The 17,292-nt window shown below is 43.9% G+C and carries 21 protein-coding genes, 2 tRNA genes and 1 pseudogene; 4 read left to right on the forward strand and 20 right to left on the reverse strand.

What is annotated here, in order from left to right; translation table 11 throughout:
* Nucleotides 1–126 precede the first annotated feature (126 nt).
* The 3 genes and pseudogenes from LRY47_RS11300 to LRY47_RS11310 form a co-directional block, all read left to right on the forward strand.
* A pseudogene (locus LRY47_RS11300) lies at nucleotides 127–408 on the forward strand (carbon starvation CstA 5TM domain-containing protein); the annotation flags it as partial.
* A gap of 81 nt (nucleotides 409–489) precedes the next feature.
* A complete protein-coding gene (locus LRY47_RS11305) occupies nucleotides 490–1,179 on the forward strand; it encodes an RsmE family RNA methyltransferase (RefSeq protein WP_295225466.1) in 690 nt (229 codons plus the stop codon).
* Between the two features lie 8 nt (nucleotides 1,180–1,187).
* Nucleotides 1,188–1,562, forward strand: coding sequence for a nuclear transport factor 2 family protein (locus tag LRY47_RS11310; protein ID WP_295225468.1), 375 nt, complete (start codon nucleotides 1,188–1,190; stop codon nucleotides 1,560–1,562).
* A 32-nt stretch (nucleotides 1,563–1,594) separates the two neighbouring features.
* Here the strand turns inward: LRY47_RS11310 and LRY47_RS11315 are convergent, their stop codons facing one another.
* The 3 genes from LRY47_RS11315 to LRY47_RS11325 all read right to left on the reverse strand — a co-directional run bounded on the left by LRY47_RS11315 (nucleotide 1,595) and on the right by LRY47_RS11325 (nucleotide 4,339).
* Complete coding sequence (locus LRY47_RS11315; RefSeq protein ID WP_295225470.1) at nucleotides 1,595–2,053, reverse strand: GyrI-like domain-containing protein; 459 nt, start codon at nucleotides 2,051–2,053, stop codon at nucleotides 1,595–1,597.
* Nucleotides 2,054–2,129: 76 nt separating this feature from the next.
* The gene (locus tag LRY47_RS11320) at nucleotides 2,130–3,413 is read right to left on the reverse strand and encodes a Z1 domain-containing protein (RefSeq protein ID WP_295225472.1); all 1,284 of its coding nucleotides are present in this window, start codon (nucleotides 3,411–3,413) and stop codon (nucleotides 2,130–2,132) included.
* Nucleotides 3,414–3,463: 50 nt separating this feature from the next.
* Nucleotides 3,464–4,339 carry a DEAD/DEAH box helicase family protein gene (locus LRY47_RS11325; RefSeq protein WP_295225473.1) on the reverse strand — a complete coding sequence of 292 codons (876 nt, stop codon included), beginning with the start codon at nucleotides 4,337–4,339 and terminating at the stop codon, nucleotides 3,464–3,466.
* Between the two features lie 122 nt (nucleotides 4,340–4,461).
* Between LRY47_RS11325 and LRY47_RS11330 the strand changes: the two genes are divergently transcribed.
* Complete coding sequence (locus LRY47_RS11330; RefSeq protein ID WP_295225475.1) at nucleotides 4,462–5,172, forward strand: acyl-ACP thioesterase domain-containing protein; 711 nt, start codon at nucleotides 4,462–4,464, stop codon at nucleotides 5,170–5,172.
* Nucleotides 5,173–5,472: 300 nt separating this feature from the next.
* On the opposite strand, the gene LRY47_RS11335 is transcribed toward LRY47_RS11330, so the two are convergent.
* From LRY47_RS11335 to LRY47_RS11415, 17 genes are all read right to left on the reverse strand, one after another.
* Complete coding sequence (locus LRY47_RS11335; protein WP_295225477.1) at nucleotides 5,473–6,015, reverse strand: hypothetical protein; 543 nt, start codon at nucleotides 6,013–6,015, stop codon at nucleotides 5,473–5,475.
* A gap of 27 nt (nucleotides 6,016–6,042) precedes the next feature.
* A tRNA-Ser gene (locus tag LRY47_RS11340) sits at nucleotides 6,043–6,135 on the reverse strand.
* Nucleotides 6,136–6,152: 17 nt separating this feature from the next.
* Nucleotides 6,153–6,241 (reverse strand) — tRNA-Ser (locus LRY47_RS11345).
* A 77-nt stretch (nucleotides 6,242–6,318) separates the two neighbouring features.
* Nucleotides 6,319–6,678 carry a hypothetical protein gene (locus tag LRY47_RS11350; protein ID WP_295225479.1) on the reverse strand — a complete coding sequence of 120 codons (360 nt, stop codon included), beginning with the start codon at nucleotides 6,676–6,678 and terminating at the stop codon, nucleotides 6,319–6,321.
* On the reverse strand, nucleotides 6,653–8,281 hold the full coding sequence (gene hflX / locus LRY47_RS11355) for a GTPase HflX (protein ID WP_295225481.1): 1,629 nt from the start codon (nucleotides 8,279–8,281) through the stop codon (nucleotides 6,653–6,655). Before hflX ends, LRY47_RS11350 begins: the two co-directional genes overlap by 26 nt.
* Nucleotides 8,282–8,415: 134 nt before the next feature.
* Nucleotides 8,416–9,492, reverse strand: coding sequence for a hydrogenase formation protein HypD (hypD, locus tag LRY47_RS11360; protein ID WP_295225483.1), 1,077 nt, complete (start codon nucleotides 9,490–9,492; stop codon nucleotides 8,416–8,418).
* A complete protein-coding gene (locus LRY47_RS11365) occupies nucleotides 9,479–9,727 on the reverse strand; it encodes a HypC/HybG/HupF family hydrogenase formation chaperone (protein ID WP_295225485.1) in 249 nt (82 codons plus the stop codon). Before LRY47_RS11365 ends, hypD begins: the two co-directional genes overlap by 14 nt.
* 39 nt (nucleotides 9,728–9,766) lie before the next feature.
* Complete coding sequence (locus LRY47_RS11370) at nucleotides 9,767–10,210, reverse strand: rhomboid family intramembrane serine protease (protein WP_295225487.1); 444 nt, start codon at nucleotides 10,208–10,210, stop codon at nucleotides 9,767–9,769.
* A 479-nt stretch (nucleotides 10,211–10,689) separates the two neighbouring features.
* Nucleotides 10,690–11,271, reverse strand: coding sequence for a sulfurtransferase-like selenium metabolism protein YedF (gene yedF, locus LRY47_RS11375; RefSeq protein WP_295225490.1), 582 nt, complete (start codon nucleotides 11,269–11,271; stop codon nucleotides 10,690–10,692).
* Between the two features lie 12 nt (nucleotides 11,272–11,283).
* Complete coding sequence (locus LRY47_RS11380) at nucleotides 11,284–11,643, reverse strand: cytochrome c3 family protein (RefSeq protein ID WP_295225493.1); 360 nt, start codon at nucleotides 11,641–11,643, stop codon at nucleotides 11,284–11,286.
* A 93-nt stretch (nucleotides 11,644–11,736) separates the two neighbouring features.
* Nucleotides 11,737–13,134 carry a DHA2 family efflux MFS transporter permease subunit gene (locus LRY47_RS11385; protein ID WP_295225495.1) on the reverse strand — a complete coding sequence of 466 codons (1,398 nt, stop codon included), beginning with the start codon at nucleotides 13,132–13,134 and terminating at the stop codon, nucleotides 11,737–11,739.
* Between the two features lie 50 nt (nucleotides 13,135–13,184).
* Nucleotides 13,185–13,748: a TetR/AcrR family transcriptional regulator gene (locus LRY47_RS11390; RefSeq protein ID WP_295225497.1), complete on the reverse strand. Its 564-nt coding sequence runs from the start codon at nucleotides 13,746–13,748 to the stop codon at nucleotides 13,185–13,187.
* Between the two features lie 390 nt (nucleotides 13,749–14,138).
* Nucleotides 14,139–15,626, reverse strand: coding sequence for a cytochrome c3 family protein (locus LRY47_RS11395; protein ID WP_295225499.1), 1,488 nt, complete (start codon nucleotides 15,624–15,626; stop codon nucleotides 14,139–14,141).
* Nucleotides 15,627–15,698: 72 nt separating this feature from the next.
* Nucleotides 15,699–16,016, reverse strand: coding sequence for an ATP synthase F0 subunit C (atpE, locus tag LRY47_RS11400; RefSeq protein WP_295225500.1), 318 nt, complete (start codon nucleotides 16,014–16,016; stop codon nucleotides 15,699–15,701).
* A 26-nt stretch (nucleotides 16,017–16,042) separates the two neighbouring features.
* Nucleotides 16,043–16,714 (reverse strand): F0F1 ATP synthase subunit A, encoded by a 672-nt coding sequence (gene atpB / locus LRY47_RS11405; protein WP_295225502.1) that lies wholly within the window; start codon nucleotides 16,712–16,714, stop codon nucleotides 16,043–16,045.
* Entirely contained in the window at nucleotides 16,698–17,069 is a 372-nt protein-coding gene (locus LRY47_RS11410; protein ID WP_366043701.1) for an ATP synthase subunit I, read from the reverse strand. Before LRY47_RS11410 ends, atpB begins: the two co-directional genes overlap by 17 nt.
* Entirely contained in the window at nucleotides 17,050–17,292 is a 243-nt protein-coding gene (locus LRY47_RS11415) for an AtpZ/AtpI family protein (protein WP_295225507.1), read from the reverse strand. The genes LRY47_RS11410 and LRY47_RS11415 overlap by 20 nt, the downstream gene beginning before the upstream one ends.

A 17,292-nucleotide genomic window follows, 5' to 3' on the forward strand; every position in this document is an offset into this window, starting at 1 on the left:
ACAGAAGGCTGCATTCAGCTTTGGGATATAAGAGACCTATGGAAGTGCACATGAATCAGATGAAGATGGCGGCATAATATTTACTAAGAAATAGTAAACTGATGTCTTGACAATAGGTCCACTATAAGATACTTCGGCTGGGCAAACCAGACACTTGCCACAGTGGTTCTGTGGGCAGCCGCCGCTTACCTCATCCAGAACGGAAAAATACACTGGATAGCCACTATCCCCGCGATATTCATGACAGTGGTCGTTACTACATATCTTGCGAACCAGCCCATCGGCTTCGGGCTTGACATGCAGGTTTCAACTTACATAGGTATACTCGTTTCCGCCGCCTCCACCGCCGCTTTCTTTATAAAATTCAGAAAGTGCGGCTGTGTTCAGGCTGAACCGGAAGCTGAATAGTACACACACCCAACATGTTTTCAAGGGGCGGTCTGATGACCGCCCCTTTACTTTCCTCCGCATCTTTTCTATAGTCTTTTCATGAACATAATCCTCATAAGACCCGAAGAAACAAACGGCAACACAGCACATATCACGGGCGAAAGGTTTGAGCATATCAGGCGGGTTCTGAAACTTGGTGTCGGAGACAGCCTTAAGGTCGGCATACTCGGCGGAAAGCTCGGCACGGCAGTGATAACGGAAATGCGGACAGAGAGCGCCGTTCTGCGGTTTGAATGTAATCAGGAGCAACCTGCCCGCATGCCTGTCAGCATTGTTCTCGCTCTGCCCCGCCCGAAGGTGTTCAGGCGCATCTTCTTCGGTCTGGTCTGCGCAGGAGTTAAGGACATTCACATAATAAACTCATGGCGGGTTGACAAAAGCTATTGGGAAAGTCCGTACCTTGAACGCACTGATGAATACGTCTTTGAGGCTTTGCAGCAGTCAAAGGACACAATGCCTCCAAAGGTTACATTCCACAGATATTTTATGGGATTCATAGAAAATGGTCTTGCCGGAATGACTGAAAACAGATACATAGCCCACCCGTCAGGTAATGAGATAAAAGAATTTGAAAAACCGCTCTGTCTCGCTGTGGGCTGCGAAGGCGGGTTCATACAGAAAGAACTGGATACGTTTGGAAAACAAGGATTCCGGCAGTTTTCCATAGGCGAAAGGATTCTGACTACAGAATATGCAGTGCCCTACATTCTGGGTATGATTGCGAAATAGAGGATAAAATGGAAAATGAAAAGATAATAAGAGAATATGTTAAGCACTACAATGAGTTCAATCTTGACGGAATGCTCGGACTCATGACGGACGACGTGTGTTTTGAAAACATAATGAACGGTGAAACAGACGTTAAAACAACGAACATAGCGGAACTTGAGCAGATCGCAGGTATTTCTCTGAACATTTTCAGCGAAAGACAGCAAACCATAAAGAGTATAAAGATAGAAAACGACAGCTATGTCGTCGAGATTGATTATTACGGCAGGATAGCGGATAACCTTCCTAACGGGCTGAAACAGGGGGACGAGATAAGGCTCAGCGGAAAATCAATCTACAAGTTCAGAGACGGAAAGATCTGTTCTTTAACAGACATATCATAAAAAGAAGGCGGTCAGTTGACCGCCTTTATCTTTTATACAAGCGGAACGCAAACGTCAGTAATAAGCTGCTCCTCCGGCGTATTGATGGGCAGGTTTCTGTATATCTGTATTGTAGGCTGTTCTTTTCTGTAAGCTCTGCCGCTTGCTGGGAGCCATTCTTCAAAAAGCTGTTTATAGACCTCTTTCAGACCGTAATAGCTTCCGATGTGTCTGTAAACGGCATAGTCTCCGCCTTCGATAACAGTGACCGCAATCGGGGCAGATGCCTGAAAATCTTCAGGGCAGGTTATGCAGGCATCATAACGGCACTCTTCTGTTTTTGAGGGGTCGTCATAACTAATGCCGATGAACGTGGATTTATCTGTAACAAGTGGCATCACGGAAGGATGCATCATCAGTGTCATCCATGCTGGTGTACACTGATCATATGCACCTACGTGGCGCACACTCGCTGTTTTAATATTTTCAAACTTCTGAATTGTAACTTCCATAGAATCCTCCGTCAATAAATAGATTACAACGACTAAGTTTTGCGCTACGAAATGCACATTAGCAAACTTATTTAAACTATACAAGCTTTCCAGAGGTTTCAGACAACGCAAACATAGTCGTTTGAACATTTTTTTGAGCAATGAGTACTGGCCACCAAAATTCACTTCCATTCCAACCGTCTGCTGAACCATCTTGATGTATTAGCATCAGGACTGGGTTATTAACTGCTATTGCCCTAAGCTTCTGCAACTCATAACCAGTATCAGGTGCATCTTGATATACTATGCCATTATTTTTATATTTTGATAATGTACCATTTCTACGAGTATATAGAATTAGTTTACCAGACTCTTTTGCAAGATACTGGATTGTTGACATAAAATGTTCTTTAGTAATAAATCTTGACGACTCATCATCTCCTTCTATCATTGAAAATACTTTATCAATCACAATTTCAATAGCATCCGGTGAAATTTCGATTTCTTCTGACTTTCTATCACCTCCCAGTTTTTCCAGTAATTTTTTAATTTCTTTACTAATTTTACTAGCATATGATTTGGCTATAGTGTTAAAGCCGATTGGCAAAATGCGACTATGTGATTTAATTATAACAGTGCTAGAAAGTGCAATTTTTAATGGTGAACATGGGACAATATTATTTTTAACTTGTTCCCCTAATTCGTTCACCCGACTACCAATATGTTTACGTATAAAGTAAATCCCATCTCCAAATGTTTTATTCTCAATATCATCTCTCAACGCCTTATCTATTTCCGTAATGCGGGTCATATTTTCAAAAATATGCCTTGTCGTATAAAAGCGTGTTACAGAAAGTAATTCTTCACTTCTATAGCCAAACATCCTTGAGTGTTGCATTACAGTATCTTGTTGCATGGTTTTAGGGTTTCTCCCATAGTAAAACCCAATCATTCTTGGAATTGTCACCCCTCTATCCAATACTTGCCCACCAACAAAAACCGAAAATGGCGACCTAAGCTTCAATTCACCTGAATCTTCATCAAGAATAGTATCAATATCTTTATCACTATTGACAGTAGTAACACTTATATAATCTTTAGTTATTGCATGAATAAAAGATTTTTTTATATCTTCGAATGACGGCATATTGAAATTATACTCAGAATAGGATTTCTTAATATCTTCATATGAATACTGAAGCATTTCATCTATTTTTGACATATTGGAATTTATTAGATTTTTAATCTGACTAAAAAATTCCCGCGTAACATTTTCCAAACTGATATGTGATGTTTTTTGCGTCGCAGTGTGTATAACATAAGAATAATGCGTATTATTATTAACATGCCGAAGGACACAGCCTCCAACAACAAAATTCATAAGTCCTTTTTTAAAAACCTCTAGTTTACTATCAAAACTAAGAATTTCTTCTATTTTGAATGTTCGTCTATCATTATTTTTGATTTCTTATTTTTCCTCTTCTGATTAGAAACAAGTTCGTTTTCATCTTCTGAAACTGGTTGAAAAATTAATCTAGCAGGGTGGTCTTCTTTCTGAGATTCAATAAAATAATAATCCCCACCAATATATCCAATTCCAGATGGAATCAAAACTGTTTTAATTGGTTTTATAGGCTTGATTATTGCAGGATCAAAATCAGGCTGTAAATACAAGGCATAAGGAGTAGCTGTAACTTGAACAAAAGCACATCCATTTAATGTTCCTCGCAAATCGTTGACCTTTGAAGCAACCTTCCTTAAATCAAATTCATCCTCTGTATCTTTAATTTTACAGAATCCAATTCCCGTTGTATCTGCTTCATCATCTATAATGAGACAATTTTTCTTCAAATTAAGTGTATAATTGGTAATAAATTTACTTATTCTGTCTAAATTTTTATGTTGCTTTTTGGCAACTAATACCAACTTTTTATCTAACTCATATTCAGTTAACCCTTGGTCTAGGACTTTCATAATGTCAAAGACCTCAACTTCATTACCAGAAATCTCTTGTTTAAACTCTTGTCTCATTCTTTTGTAAGTTTGCTTTACTAAAGCGGAACTATTTTTAGTCAGGATTATGACCATATCAAATTTGTTATCAAAAGCGAGTGCCATCAAACCAGTAAATGCCCTTGTCTTTCCGCTTTGAATTTTACCTAATAACATTAAAGGCTGTGCACTATGTTCTCCGTCAACAGAAATAGATTCCATGCAAAACAAACAAGCTTCTTTAATTGCATTCTGAAGTTCCAAGGAGTACGCATTACTTATAACTTTAGCTTGGAAAAACTTACCATCGTTCATAGCAACCGCCTTTATTTATCTAAAAGAAAATAAATACACACTAGCACTTATTATATCTTTTATTAAATTCATTTGCATAGTAAAAGATTGACCTTTGACGAATTTAGGGGTTAACATTACAAATGTTTTACGATTACACCAGAATAAAAGACATATCAGATTACGGAGCAGACAAAAGGCTCCGTTTCGACGCCATTCTGAAGATTTTTCAGGAGGCGGCAGTGGCACATTCCGCAAGTGTGGGATTCTCTGCTGACAGCTATATGGGCAAAGGCAACATATGGATACTGAACAGGCTGATGATACACGCCGATTTCTTCCCTGAATTCTCAAAAGAACTTACAGTGCGCACATGGTCGCGTGGGCTGGACAGATTCAAAGGGTTCAGGAACTATGAGATAAAGGCGGACGGCGAAGTATGCGTAAGAGGCTCCGGCATATGGCTTTACATCGACATTGAAAAGAAACGTCCTGTTCGTGTCACCCAGCAGATGTATGAAGACTATCAGAGCGAAAACGTGTGCAACATGTGCAGTATCATCGACGGCTGGGACAGAAAAGGTGCGGACAGCTACGACAGATCTATACATGTGCAGCTGCGTCCTGCGGACTTCGATATCAACGCCCACATGAACAATATTCGTTACGGCGAAATACTGAGCCTTGCATCCGGAGATATGGATTTCACAGGAAAAACAGTTGGACTTTTCTATAACCACGAGATAAAACCTGAAACAAAATCTGTCGAAGTCAAGATTGCCGATGAAGAAAAAAGCCGCATAGTTTCGATCTTCGATGGCGAAACACTCGCCTGTCTGTGTGAAATAATCTGATATCCGGCGCTTTTTGTTCTGCCGGTTTCATCCTGAAATTTCCTCCGTCTTCGCGAGGGCAACGCCCGACGCGATCTAAACCGCTCGGACTGCCGCGCCGATTGCATCGGCTCGCAGAGACAAAGATTAGGTTCTTAAATTGCTGTTAAGAATCGAGCAGTTCAAGGCGTCAGAGAAAAAATGTTTTGAGCGTACATAAAGGTACGTGATAAACATTTTTTGGATGACAACGAAGAAATGCGATGGTTATAAACGGCAAAAAACGGCAAAAAAAAGCGGCTCAAATGAGCCGCTTACTATTTACTTAGTCTGTGATTTTACGATGGTAATGCTGTAGCTCGGGTCGTTAAAGTTCCCGTGCTCTGTGGGGTGGTTTTTGAAAAGCCATCCGTCAAAGAAAGCTTCGCCCATCTTGTAAACTTTAATTTTCGCAACAGGGTTTTTCTCTTCCGCGCTTCTTGTTGTGATAGTACCGTCAGCCTCGATAACGAAATCGGGCATATAGTATTCAACTTCAACAGTAAAAGGAGTTCCCTGAACTTCGGCCTTCTGACCGATAAGGACGTCAGCCTGAACAGTTGAGTTGTCCGCAGTGTTTTTCACTTCAAGGATAAGGCTTTTGTATTTGTCAGCCACTTCCTTGGGGACATTGACCTTTCTCTCTTTCGGAGCATCCATTCCGGCGTGGGGATCTGCATTCATATTGCCGGCATGAGGATCGGCGGGTTGAGCAGATTCAGCTGCGGGAGCCTGCTGTTCTTTGGCTTTGTCTTTGTCAACAACACCCTGAGAACAGGAGAAAGCAAACACAGAAGCGATAAACATTGTGATTATTTTTTTCATGACATCCTCTTATTATAGAAGTCGATACGGAGTGGGAGGGATTCGAACCCTCGATACGGTTTAAAAGCCGTATACTCGCTTAGCAGGCGAGCGCCTTCGGCCTAGCTCGGCCACCACTCCCAAGAGAAAATATAAAACGGAGGAGGTAGGATTCGAACCCACGGAGCGCTCACACGCTCAACGGTTTTCAAGACCGCCTCCTTAAACCAGACTCGGACACTCCTCCGTGTAAGCAGGGATTACTTATAAAATATTCCCGTCAATTTTTCAAGCACTATTTGACATAAAAGTAAATTTTTTTTATCAAGCGGTTATGGCGTTTTTCCGCACTTCTCTGGATTCGCGCAGGATCTTCCACTGACCGTCTTCCGTAACCAGAGCCGTTTTGGAATAATATGAAACAAGGCTTACGCCTTCGTGAATGTATTCTATATACTTCACTTCAGCGAGACCTCCTTTTGTATGCTCGGCAACTATCTTCACACCCGCATGAGTACATCCTGCGGTCTGTTTAGAAAAATGATCGGAAAACGAGTCTTCGCTGAAAAACCGGCAAAGGTCGCTCCGCTCGGAATAGAGACTGAAAACGCCTCTTCCGTCAAGGTTTCTGTAACATTCAGCACGGAACTGAATAATCTCAGATGGTGTCAATGTCTCCGTCATATGCCCTCAGCCCGAAATAGCCTTCGATATCAATATCCACCTCTTTACCGCCGGAAAAGAGGGACAGCCGTATGGTCTCAAGCAGCTCGCGGAAGGTTCTTCTGTCCGTAGCGCTCACGAGACATACTTTATTATAACGTTGAATCATATTTTCAACATCGAAAATTCGTGAATATTTTTCCGGCTGTTCGCCGTCGGGGACTATACCTGTTGCAAGATATTCCCGCTCGAAATCCTCGAGCATGTCAATCTTGTTCAGCACCAGAATCTTGTCCCTGTCTGAAAGACCAAGCTCCGCAAGGATAAGTTCAACGGATCTTGCACGGGCATTGAATCCTTCGGATGCGATATCCAGCACATGCACAAGCAGATCAGCCTCTGCAAGTTCCTCAAGGGTGGATTTGAAAGCTCCTTTAAGGTTCTCCGGCAAATCCCGTATGAAACCTACCGTGTCGGTTATAATGACGTCCTTCTCCTCCGGAAAGCGTATCCTTTTGGAGCTGGTGTCGAGCGTCGCGAACATAAGATTGTCCGCATACACTTCGCTCTGGGTAAGGCTGTTCAGAAGTGTGGATTTGCCCGCGTTGGTGTAGCCGATTATAGACACCACCGGCAGTTCGTTGCGGTTTCTGCGGGAACGCATGGTCTCGCGGTTCTTCTCTATCTGTTTCAGCTTCCCTGAAAGAAAAGCTATCCTCTCGTTTACGCGTCTTTTATCTATCTCAAGCTTGGTGTTTCCCGGTCCGCGTCCGCCGATTCCTCCGGTGAGCCTTGAAAGGGCATCATCCTTAGCGGTAAGCCTCGGCAGAAGGTATTTCATCTGTGCCAGCTCAACCCTTATCTTACCCTCGCCCGTCTTCGCGCGCTTCGCGAATATATCCAGAATCAGTTGCGGACGGTCGATGATCTTCATGTCGGTGAAATTCGCAATTGAGCGGGACTGCGCAGGTGTCAGCGGGTTGTCGAACACAAGAAACTCCGCACCTGTCTGCATAGCCTTTATTACGATATCTTTCAGTTTGCCTGAACCTATGACATATTTAGGGTGTATCTGGTCTTTCACCTGAATAACAGTGTCGGTTATCTCCATCTCTGCGCTTCTGGCAAGCTCTTTAAGCTCCGCCATGTTGTCATCGCCGAAACTTTTTGACTTGTAACAGCCCACAAGAAGAGCATACGGCTTGTCCTGCACCTTGTGCAGTTTCTTTGTTTTGGATGCGATCTCGCTGTCCAGTTCCGATATGAAATGCTCATAGTCGGTCTTCTGCCTGTAAACGTCTGTGTCGGGCAGATATGCATACATGCTCTCAGCATCAGGCGGCAGAAGGTGCGCTGTTTTCAGACCGTTGGGGTTACCCTGCGGGTCAAAATACACTGCGGTAACACTGTCCAGACGCAGAAGCGCAAGGTCGGTTATATCGTCCTCCGTGATATTCTCCCTGTAAAGGTGAGTGTGCAGAAGCCTTATCCCCCGCAGGTTACCGGGAACGAGACGGAAGCGCGACAGCGACGGAATAAACAGTCCGCGGGAATCGCCTACTATGACAAATTCCACTGCGCCCTTTCTGTCGGCAAGAACGCCGACCTGCCTGTTTATCTCCATGGATATGGAACAAAGCGCTTTCGCAAGCTCCGGTTGGATAACCTCGCGCGAGCCTGCTTTGCGTCCGTAAAGATTTTCGAGCCTTTTTATCTGTTGGGGCTTAAGCCCTATGATATTTCCGTGTAATATTTTTTTTACTCTCCGTATTTATAAACCGCTGCACACGCACCCTCAGAAGAGACCATACAGGGTCCCACTGGGCTGTCGGGTGTGCAGGCTGTGCCGAAAAGCGGGCAGTCGCTCGCCTTTATGTAGCCTTTCAGAACTTCACCACATCTGCATCCGGGGGTTTCCTTCTCCCCTTCAAGACTGACGTCGAACTTCTCAAATGCGTCATATTCTTTGTATTCCGGTCTGAAAGCCAGACCGCTGTCATCTATCCAGCCGATGCCGCGCCACCAGCACCCCTGTTTCTGATATACGGTTTTCAGGATGCTCTGAGCCTTTTCGTTTCCTTTATCAGAGACAACCCGACCGTACATGTTTTTTATTTCAAATTTGCCCGTATTGACCTGACGAACCATCTCAAGGATTGAGGAAAGCACGTCCACCGGCTCGAACCCTGTTATAACAGCCGCCATATTATGAGCAACCATCGGTTCATAAAGAGCTGTTCCCGTCACGATAGTAACGTGTCCGGGACATACGAAACCATGAATGTTCAGATTCTCGTCGTTGAGAAGAATGTCCAGCACTTCGGGCATCGTCTTATTATAAGGAGTGACAGATACGTTTTTCACTCCCTGCTGTTTCGCAACCAGCGCAACCGATGCAACGGCAGGTGCTGTGGTCTCGAAACCGATACCTATGAAGACCGTCTCTTTGCCCGTATCTTTTGCAATCTTTATGGCGTCCAGCGGCGAAAACACTATGCGGATGTCAGCTCCCGCGCTTTTAAGTTCCTGCAGATTCTGACCTTTGCTGCCAGGCACCTTCATCATGTCTCCGAACGTTGTAATTACAGCGCCCTTTTCAACCAGCTTGAATATACCGTCTATCTCGCACTGGGGTGTAACACAGACGGGACATCCGGGTCCTGAAACCAGCTCTATGTTTTTCGGCAGAACACTGCGTATACCGAAGCGGGCTATCGCCACGGTGTGACTTCCGCAAACTTCCATGAATCTGTAACTGCCCGTAGCTTCCTTATTTATCTGTTTTATGAGAGCAGCGCAAAGCTCCTTGTCTCTGAATCCCTCAACGAGCTTCATCCGTTTCCATCCTGTCCATTTCGTCCGCAAGGTCTGAAAGCGCCTCAAGGGTTTTTATAGCCTCTTCCTCATCCATCTTCGCAAGCGCCATCCCTGCGTGAACCATGACCCAGTCGCCGATAACTACTTCATCTGGCAGCATCATGGTGGAAACCTCGCGTTTTGTTCCTGCTATATCCACAACTGCGGAATATTCATCCATTTTAATTATCTTACCGGGAAATCCAAGACACATCGTCCCCTCCTAATAATCAGACTGCCGCGCAGTCCCATATCATATTCTGTAATATCTTCTATGCGGCGTACCGCTCAAGCCTCTGTGTATCAACGCAAAAACAACTCCAGACGCAAATCCGCCTATATGCGCCAGAAAAGCAACGCCGGAACCGCTCCCAAGCACACCCATGAACTGCATGGCAAGCCAGAAAAGCATGTATATCAATGCCGGAATCTCCACTATGCGGATGAAAAAAGGCAGAAGGAACAGCGTTCGCACCTGAGACTGCGGGAAATATATCATATAAGCTCCCATGACGCCCGCCAGAGCGCCGCTTGCGCCCACCATAGGCATCTGAGAGCTAACATCTGAAAGCACCTGTGCAGCAGCCGCACAGAGACCGAAAACAAAATACATTATCGCAAACCCGACATGCCCAATCCTCTCTTCAACATTGTCGCCGAAGATGAACAGGAAATACATGTTTCCCAGAATATGCATAAACCCGCCATGCATGAACATATGAGCTATGACGGGGGGTTATCTTCTCTGACAGGGGTAAAACCTCGTCAGGCATGAACAGATTGCGGGCTATGAGTCCGTATTCCATGATGAACTGATCAGGGTGCGGATTCTGCCCCATGTACATCATCCAGAAGACAACCACGTTTATCAGTATGATTACCCATGTTACAATCGGGTATATCCCTGTTTTGAACGAATCCGAAAGTGGGAACAATTGTCACCTCAAAAATAACTTCCTGTTATTTTTTACGACAAGTCAGGAACAGAAACATTTGCATTATCAGGCAAATGTTTTCGCAACGCACAGCACAGGCAAAACATTTTGCATTAGGATTGCAAAATGTTTCTGCACAAAGCTAGCTGAAAAGCCTGCACAATGCTTACACTCTATTATGATTTTTTAATAAATCACAAAATCATAATTCCGTGAGGCACATCCATGTGCCTTGCACCTTTTACAGTCTTATTACTTTATCTGCGCCGAAAAGCTTGTTTGCAACCGTCAGAGCATCTGATACTTTGCCGACCTTAAGCTCGTCCACCAGATTAAAATAGTTAAGACAGGCACCGCACGCAAGGACTTCCACACCAAGAGCCTCAAGCTCTTTAACAGTTTCTGCCACTTCAAGGTTAAGAGTTACCATGCGCACACTGTTGTTAACAAATATAACCGTTTTGGGCAAAGGACTTACATGTTTCAGATTTCCGATGAAACCTTTCATGAGCATTTTGCCGAGTTCCGGCTCTTCGTTTCCGACACATTCGCCTGTGACGAACACAACGACGTTGGCAGCGCTTTCAGGCTGTTTTTCAACAATGGCGCAGTCGTAACCTTTCGCAGCATCTATCTGAAAACAGCCGTCCGCAAGTTCTTTAACAGACACTGTGCATCCGTTCGCTTCGCAGAAGTTTTTCACGTTTATGCATGAGCCTTTGTTATCCACAGTTATGGACACAACGCCCTCTGTTGTTTTATCAAGTTCGGCTTTCATCAGCAGAACGGGCTGGGGACATGCCATCCCTCTGGCGTCTATCATATTTGCCTCCTGTTACCATGTTACGGGTTTTGTATGGCAGGCTTTGCAGTCAGTATTATCAGGAACTTTTACTTTTTCTTTCATTTTTTCATGGCATATAAAGCAATCACCCTCTTTTGACTTCGCAATGGGCTGATTCTCTTTAACACCGCCCTCGTGGCAGGCACTGCAATCCAGTTTTGCCTGAAAGTGGAGTTTATGGAACGGTTTGAGAGAACTGTTCTCTTCAGCCTGTTTGTCGAACTTGTCAAGCAAACGTAGTTTATTGCCTTCGTAAAGGAGGCTGAAGCTCCATGCGGCAACAAAGACTATTACGATTGATGCCAGACTGCGGATGAGTATCTTTTTTACGTTCTTTTCCTGAGCGCTCATAGGTTCTCCCCTGTGTAATTAATGTTCTATAGTTATAATAAATCGCGCATGGAAAAGCTACTTAAACAATAAAAGCAGGAATACAAAATTGCGTCAGCGTCTCCTTATAAACAATGACAAAACTAAAGCAAAGATAATCAGAATGAATGCTGAAATAAATGCAAGGTGGAATCCTGACGTGATTGCAGATACGCTGTCTGCATTTTTATCAAGTGCCATATTTTTCCCAAATGACATGATCCCCACAAAAACGGCTGTTCCCAAGCCGCCTCCAAGCTGCTGGAAAGTCATTAGTATCGCTGTGCCGTGAGCATATTCGTTTTTATCCAGCTGGTTGAGAGTTAATGTCTGAATAGATGTTGCAACCAAAGCAACTGCAAGCATAAGCACGCAGTGTGCTGTTATAAATGTTTCTACAGACGTGTTTTTGTCAAAAGATGTCAGGAAAAGAGTAACGGCAGCCATTATAATCAAACCTGTAACAACAGGTATTTTGGGTCCTGTTCTGTCAAATATTTTACCTGCCACAGGCGATGCAAAACCGTTCATTATCCCGCCTGGAAGCATCGCCAGCCCTATAGCGTAAAATGAAAGATTCATCGCACCCTGCATGAAAATTGGCGACAGAAGAGTGAATGCAAAAATTATCATCATACACATTGTCAGAATTGAAACGCCTATGCAGTACATCGGCTTTTTAAAAACACGAAGATCGAGCAGCGGTCTTTCCAGTCTGAACTGCCTCAATACGAAAAATATAATTGATGATATCCCGATTAAGAATACGACAGCAAGCTTTATATCTGATCCTGAATTCTCCAATTCGCTTATCACATAAAGGATTCCTCCCAAACCTACTGATGAAAGGATAACTGACAGTAAATCAATTTTTACAGGATGCGTTTCAGTAATGTTTTTTATATACTTCAGCCCTAAAAGCAGGGTCACCGTCAAAGGAAATGCCAGAATATAAAACAACCACCTCCAGTCAAACATTTTCAGCACCACTCCAGCAAAAGCCGGTGCAACGGCAGGTGCAAATAAAACTACCAGACCGACAAGCCCCATTGCAGCACCCCTTCTGCTGTGAGGAGTAATGATAAGTATTGTATTTGTCATTAAAGTCATAAGAACACATGTACCTGCAGCCTGTATTAGCCTCCCGGCAAATAACATCCCAAAAGAGACCGAAAAACCTCCGATAAGCGTTCCTGAAATGATCAGCAAAAGAGTTGTTATATAAATCCGCCGGATAGAAAACCTTTCCATTATAAACGCCGTTGTCGGTATGACAATCGCCATTACCAGCATAAAACCGGTTGTAAGCCATTGCACCTGCGACATGGTCACATTAAAGATTTCCATAAACTTGGTAAGGGCTACGTTCAGGTAAGTTTCATTCAATACTGCGAAAAAAGCAGAAATCAGAAGAACGGACATCATTGCAAAATTGCCCTCGGATATATCTTTGTTCTGTAAATTCTGTTTCATTTAAACCTCATATTATATATATCGGTCTATATAATTTGTTATTAAAAAAATTAGGATTCCAGTAATTTGGGAATAACTTCAGCAAATAATAAAAAGACGGAAGGATCATTTTTGGTTATTGCAAAGGTAAACATCCCCTCCATTAAAGTCTGAAGCATGATGCTTATTCTATTGGCATTTTCATCACAAAATCCGCTTCGGATAAGTTTCAGCCTGTACATTTCTGCCCACTCATCAAAAACTTCTCTGCATGCAGTTTTCAAATCTCCGTTATTATCCACGGTTTCAAGAGCGAGGAGAGCTACCGAAAAGTAGTTGCTTTTTCTGGTATTAAAGTCCTCAGCTATATTTTTTAATAGGTGTTGCAGTGAAGCGGCAGCGTCGTCTATCTTGTTGAGCTGATCCTCAACTTCATGTCTCACTCTTTGACCCACAAGCCTGACAGCCTCAGAGGCAAGCTGTTCTTTGCCGTTGGGGAAATAATAGTACAAACTGCCTTTTGGAGCTCCGCTAGCCTTAATTATTTCATTAAGCCCTACAGCGTAGTACCCCTTAGTGCGGAACAGTTCTGCAGCAGTGTTAAGTATTTTCAGGCGTGTATCAGGTTTCGTCATTCCTTCTCCAGTTATTATAGCAATCGGTCTATATAGTAGCTTGTAAAAAATCAGAATTCAAGAAAAAAATCAAAATGATATTCAGATACATATCACAGAAGATTAAAAACCAGAGTGACGTGAAAAATGAGACTGTTTCGCTGCACTCGCAGAAACAAGCAGACTGAGAATGAAACTGAGCATTCTTTCAATTGATTTTTAGAACCAAGCAGTTCAAGGCGGCGGATATCTCTGATTTGGTGTTTTGATACGAACAGAACAAGGAAACTGAGCCGAGCGGGCTGCGAGCATACACATAAGTATGTGAGCAGTTCCGAGGCGAAGATGACGCAGTTATGTGAAGTATAAAAGCGCCAAAAAAAGGGGCGGTTTTAAGCCGCCCCTTGCTGATTATTTCTTATGGCAAGTGTTACAGGAAGTTTTTGCTTTCTTCTCTTTGTGACACTTGATGCAAAGTTCATCGTGGAAGACGTTTTTGGTACCTTTAACTTCTTTCACTTCAAACTTAAGAACGCCGGGTTCTGAGTGGCAATCTGCACATGCAACCCTTTCAGCGTGACCTTTGTGATCAAAGATAACTGCCGGTTTTGTGGGTGCAGGAACGTGACGCTCTGCAAGATTTATGGTTTCAGAACCTTCAAGCATTGCCATATCTTCGGCAGTGTTCACGGGACCGGCGGGTTTTGCTTCCGCTTTTGGTTCCTCGTGTCTTTTCTGCTCAACATGTTCCTCTGCTTTTGCAGCAGGAGCGGTCCATGTGTCGATGGCAGTTGCAAGTTCTGCAACTTTGTCAAACATCATATCGAAGTATTCGGGATTGTGAACGCCTTTAGATCCGTCGTTTTCCAGAATACGGAGGATGTTTTTCATTTCGTTGTAGATAGCCAGTTTGCCCGCGGGCATACCTTTTGTCTGCGCAGCATATTTGTCGCGTGTTGATTTTGCCTGAGCCAGTTTCTGTTTGTAGGCAGTCTGAGTCTCTTTCATGATGTCGCTGTAGCTGGCATCGTGGCATCCTGCGCAAGTTTCAGGTGTAGGCAGTGTGTATGCGTCGGTATGGCAGTCTGAACAGTTAAGGTCTGCCATGTACCATTTGTCACCTTTAACGGTTTTTGCATATGTACCCTGCTGAACGCCCTTCTGCATAGTGTGACACTGAGCGCAGTTGTCGTTTGCGGGAACTTTTGCAACGTTTCTGTTATCGTCGTGACATTTGAAGCAGGTTTCCATTTTAGGTTTATGGTTTTTAACGCCTGCGTGGCCAATGCCAAGGTGGCAGTCAAGACAGTTTACGCCTGCCTGATAGTGTTTAAGGTGATCGGGATTAACACCGATGGGACCTTCTTTCATAATGTCGGGTCTTCCGAATTTCTCGCGATATTCAGGATTCACAACTTCGTCGATAGGTCTGAACTCGCCAAGAACCTTAATGACTCTGTCGCGTCTCAGTTTTCTGTTGAAATCGTCAGAGTGGCAGAATATACAGGATTCCGAAGATGCAATGTGTGCAGCAACTTTGGGATCAGTAGCCATCTCTGTCAGGTCTTTAACAACCTGTTCTTCTGATGTAAAAATCTCGTGATAAAGGCTTCTCATACCGGCAACAACGTGAGCATCGAAATAGCCCTTAATGCCGGGAGCCCCGTGACAGTCGAGACAGCCGACGCCGGCCTCGCTGTGGACACCCATTCTGTAGGAATAATACTCGCCTCTAACCTCAACAGCCTCTTTCGGGTGGCAGGTTTTACAGAACTCAGGCTTGCTTGTAGCATGCATCATCTGCAATGAGCCGTAGCCGCCGACCACTATAATAACCGCCAATATTAAGGTAAAGATGAGAGGATCTTTCCTGCTAAACTCTTTCAGCTTTTGCCACATGGCAACCCCCTAGATAAAAAAACCGAAAGGGCGGACACCCGTTAAATGTCCGCCCCGTCATTATTTTTGATATTAAGCAACGAAAAGAAGGATAAGAGCTACAACAAGTGCATAGATAGCAAGTGATTCGATCAGTGCAAGACCGATGATCATTGTTGTAGAGATTTTACCAGCTGCGCTGGGGTTTCTGGAGATACCTTCAACAGCACCTTTGATAGCGTTACCCTGACCGATACCGGTACCAAGAGCCGCAACACCGATAGCAAGACCTGCACCGATGTATTTTGCCCATGAAGCATCTGCAACAGCACCTGCTTCAGCAGCGGAAGCTACGCCTGCAACTGCGAAAAGAGCAGCAACAGAAAGAACGATTCTTACAAGTTTAGACATTTTGTCCTCCGTATTAGTTATATCTCTTAGTGTGCTTCTTCAAGTGCACCACTGATATAGATCATAGAAAGCATCATAAACACATACGCCTGAAGCAGCGATGTGAAAAGCCCAAGGAAAAACATGGGCAGCGGAACAAGGAAAGGTACAAGCATAAAAAGGATGATAATAACAAGATCTTCACCGAAGATGTTACCAAAAAGCCTCATAGACAGTGAAAGGGGTCTTGCGAGGTGTCCGATAAGCTCAATGATAAGCATCAGAGGTGCAAGCCATGAAACCGGTCCGAGGAAATGCTTGATATAGTGAGAACCATGCGTCTTAATACCAATGTATTGGTACAGAACAAAAACAACCAGTGCGGGTGCAGCTGTGGAGTTAAGGTTTGACGTGGGAGCAAGGAAACCGGGTATGATACCCAGCACGTTTGAAAAAGCTACATAAAGACCGATACCGAAGATAACGGGAATGTAGGGTCTTCCGTGATGTCCCATAACATCGTCGCACATACCGTATACTGCTTTGACCAGCAGTTCAACGGTGTTCTGACCTCTGCCGGGAACCTCGGCTCTGGCGCGGAGCGCAAAAGCGCCAAGCGCAAGGCAGAGAAGCACAACAATAAATGTCATGACTACGTGCCAGTAGGTATGGGAAAATTCCATGCCGAAGAGCATGGATACATTAAGCGGGTGTTCCATCATTCTTCCCCTTTAAGTTGTTATATATCGCAACAATCGGCACACACACGGGCAGGATAGTAAGCCCGACCAGCATACCTGTAACGTTTAATTTAAGCGGTACAATGCAGTACCATGCAAAAACACCTGAGACCAGAAGTCTGAACATTCCCCAGAGAATCATCAGACCGGCTCTGCCCTCTTCCGTAACCCTCCGCACACCCTTTGAAAGATAGCGGAAGTTCACTGCGCCAAGCGCAAAACCTGCCAAAATGCCATTACAAAACGCAGGTTCAAATATAAACGTGGATACTGTATACAATATTCCACAAAAAATCAACGATAGAATTAATATTTTATTTTCTATCTTCATCATCTAGCAGGTCAGTTTTCTTTAAAAAGTAAACCATGTTTTTAAATCCGGCAATTATCCCGCAGATAAGAAAAAGCAGGAAAAGCCATGGCTTTGTACCGAACGTTTTGTCCAGCCACCAGCCCATGGCGCCGCCTATGATAACGGAGAACGCCAGCGATGTTCCCACCGAGCTGGCGTTTGCCATTCTTTTTACAAACTGGTCAACTTCTCTTTTTTTAGTCAT

Origin of the sequence: Seleniivibrio sp. (genome assembly GCF_021209385.1) — a bacterium.
In the GTDB taxonomy this organism is placed as follows: domain Bacteria; phylum Chrysiogenota; class Deferribacteres; order Deferribacterales; family Geovibrionaceae; genus Seleniivibrio.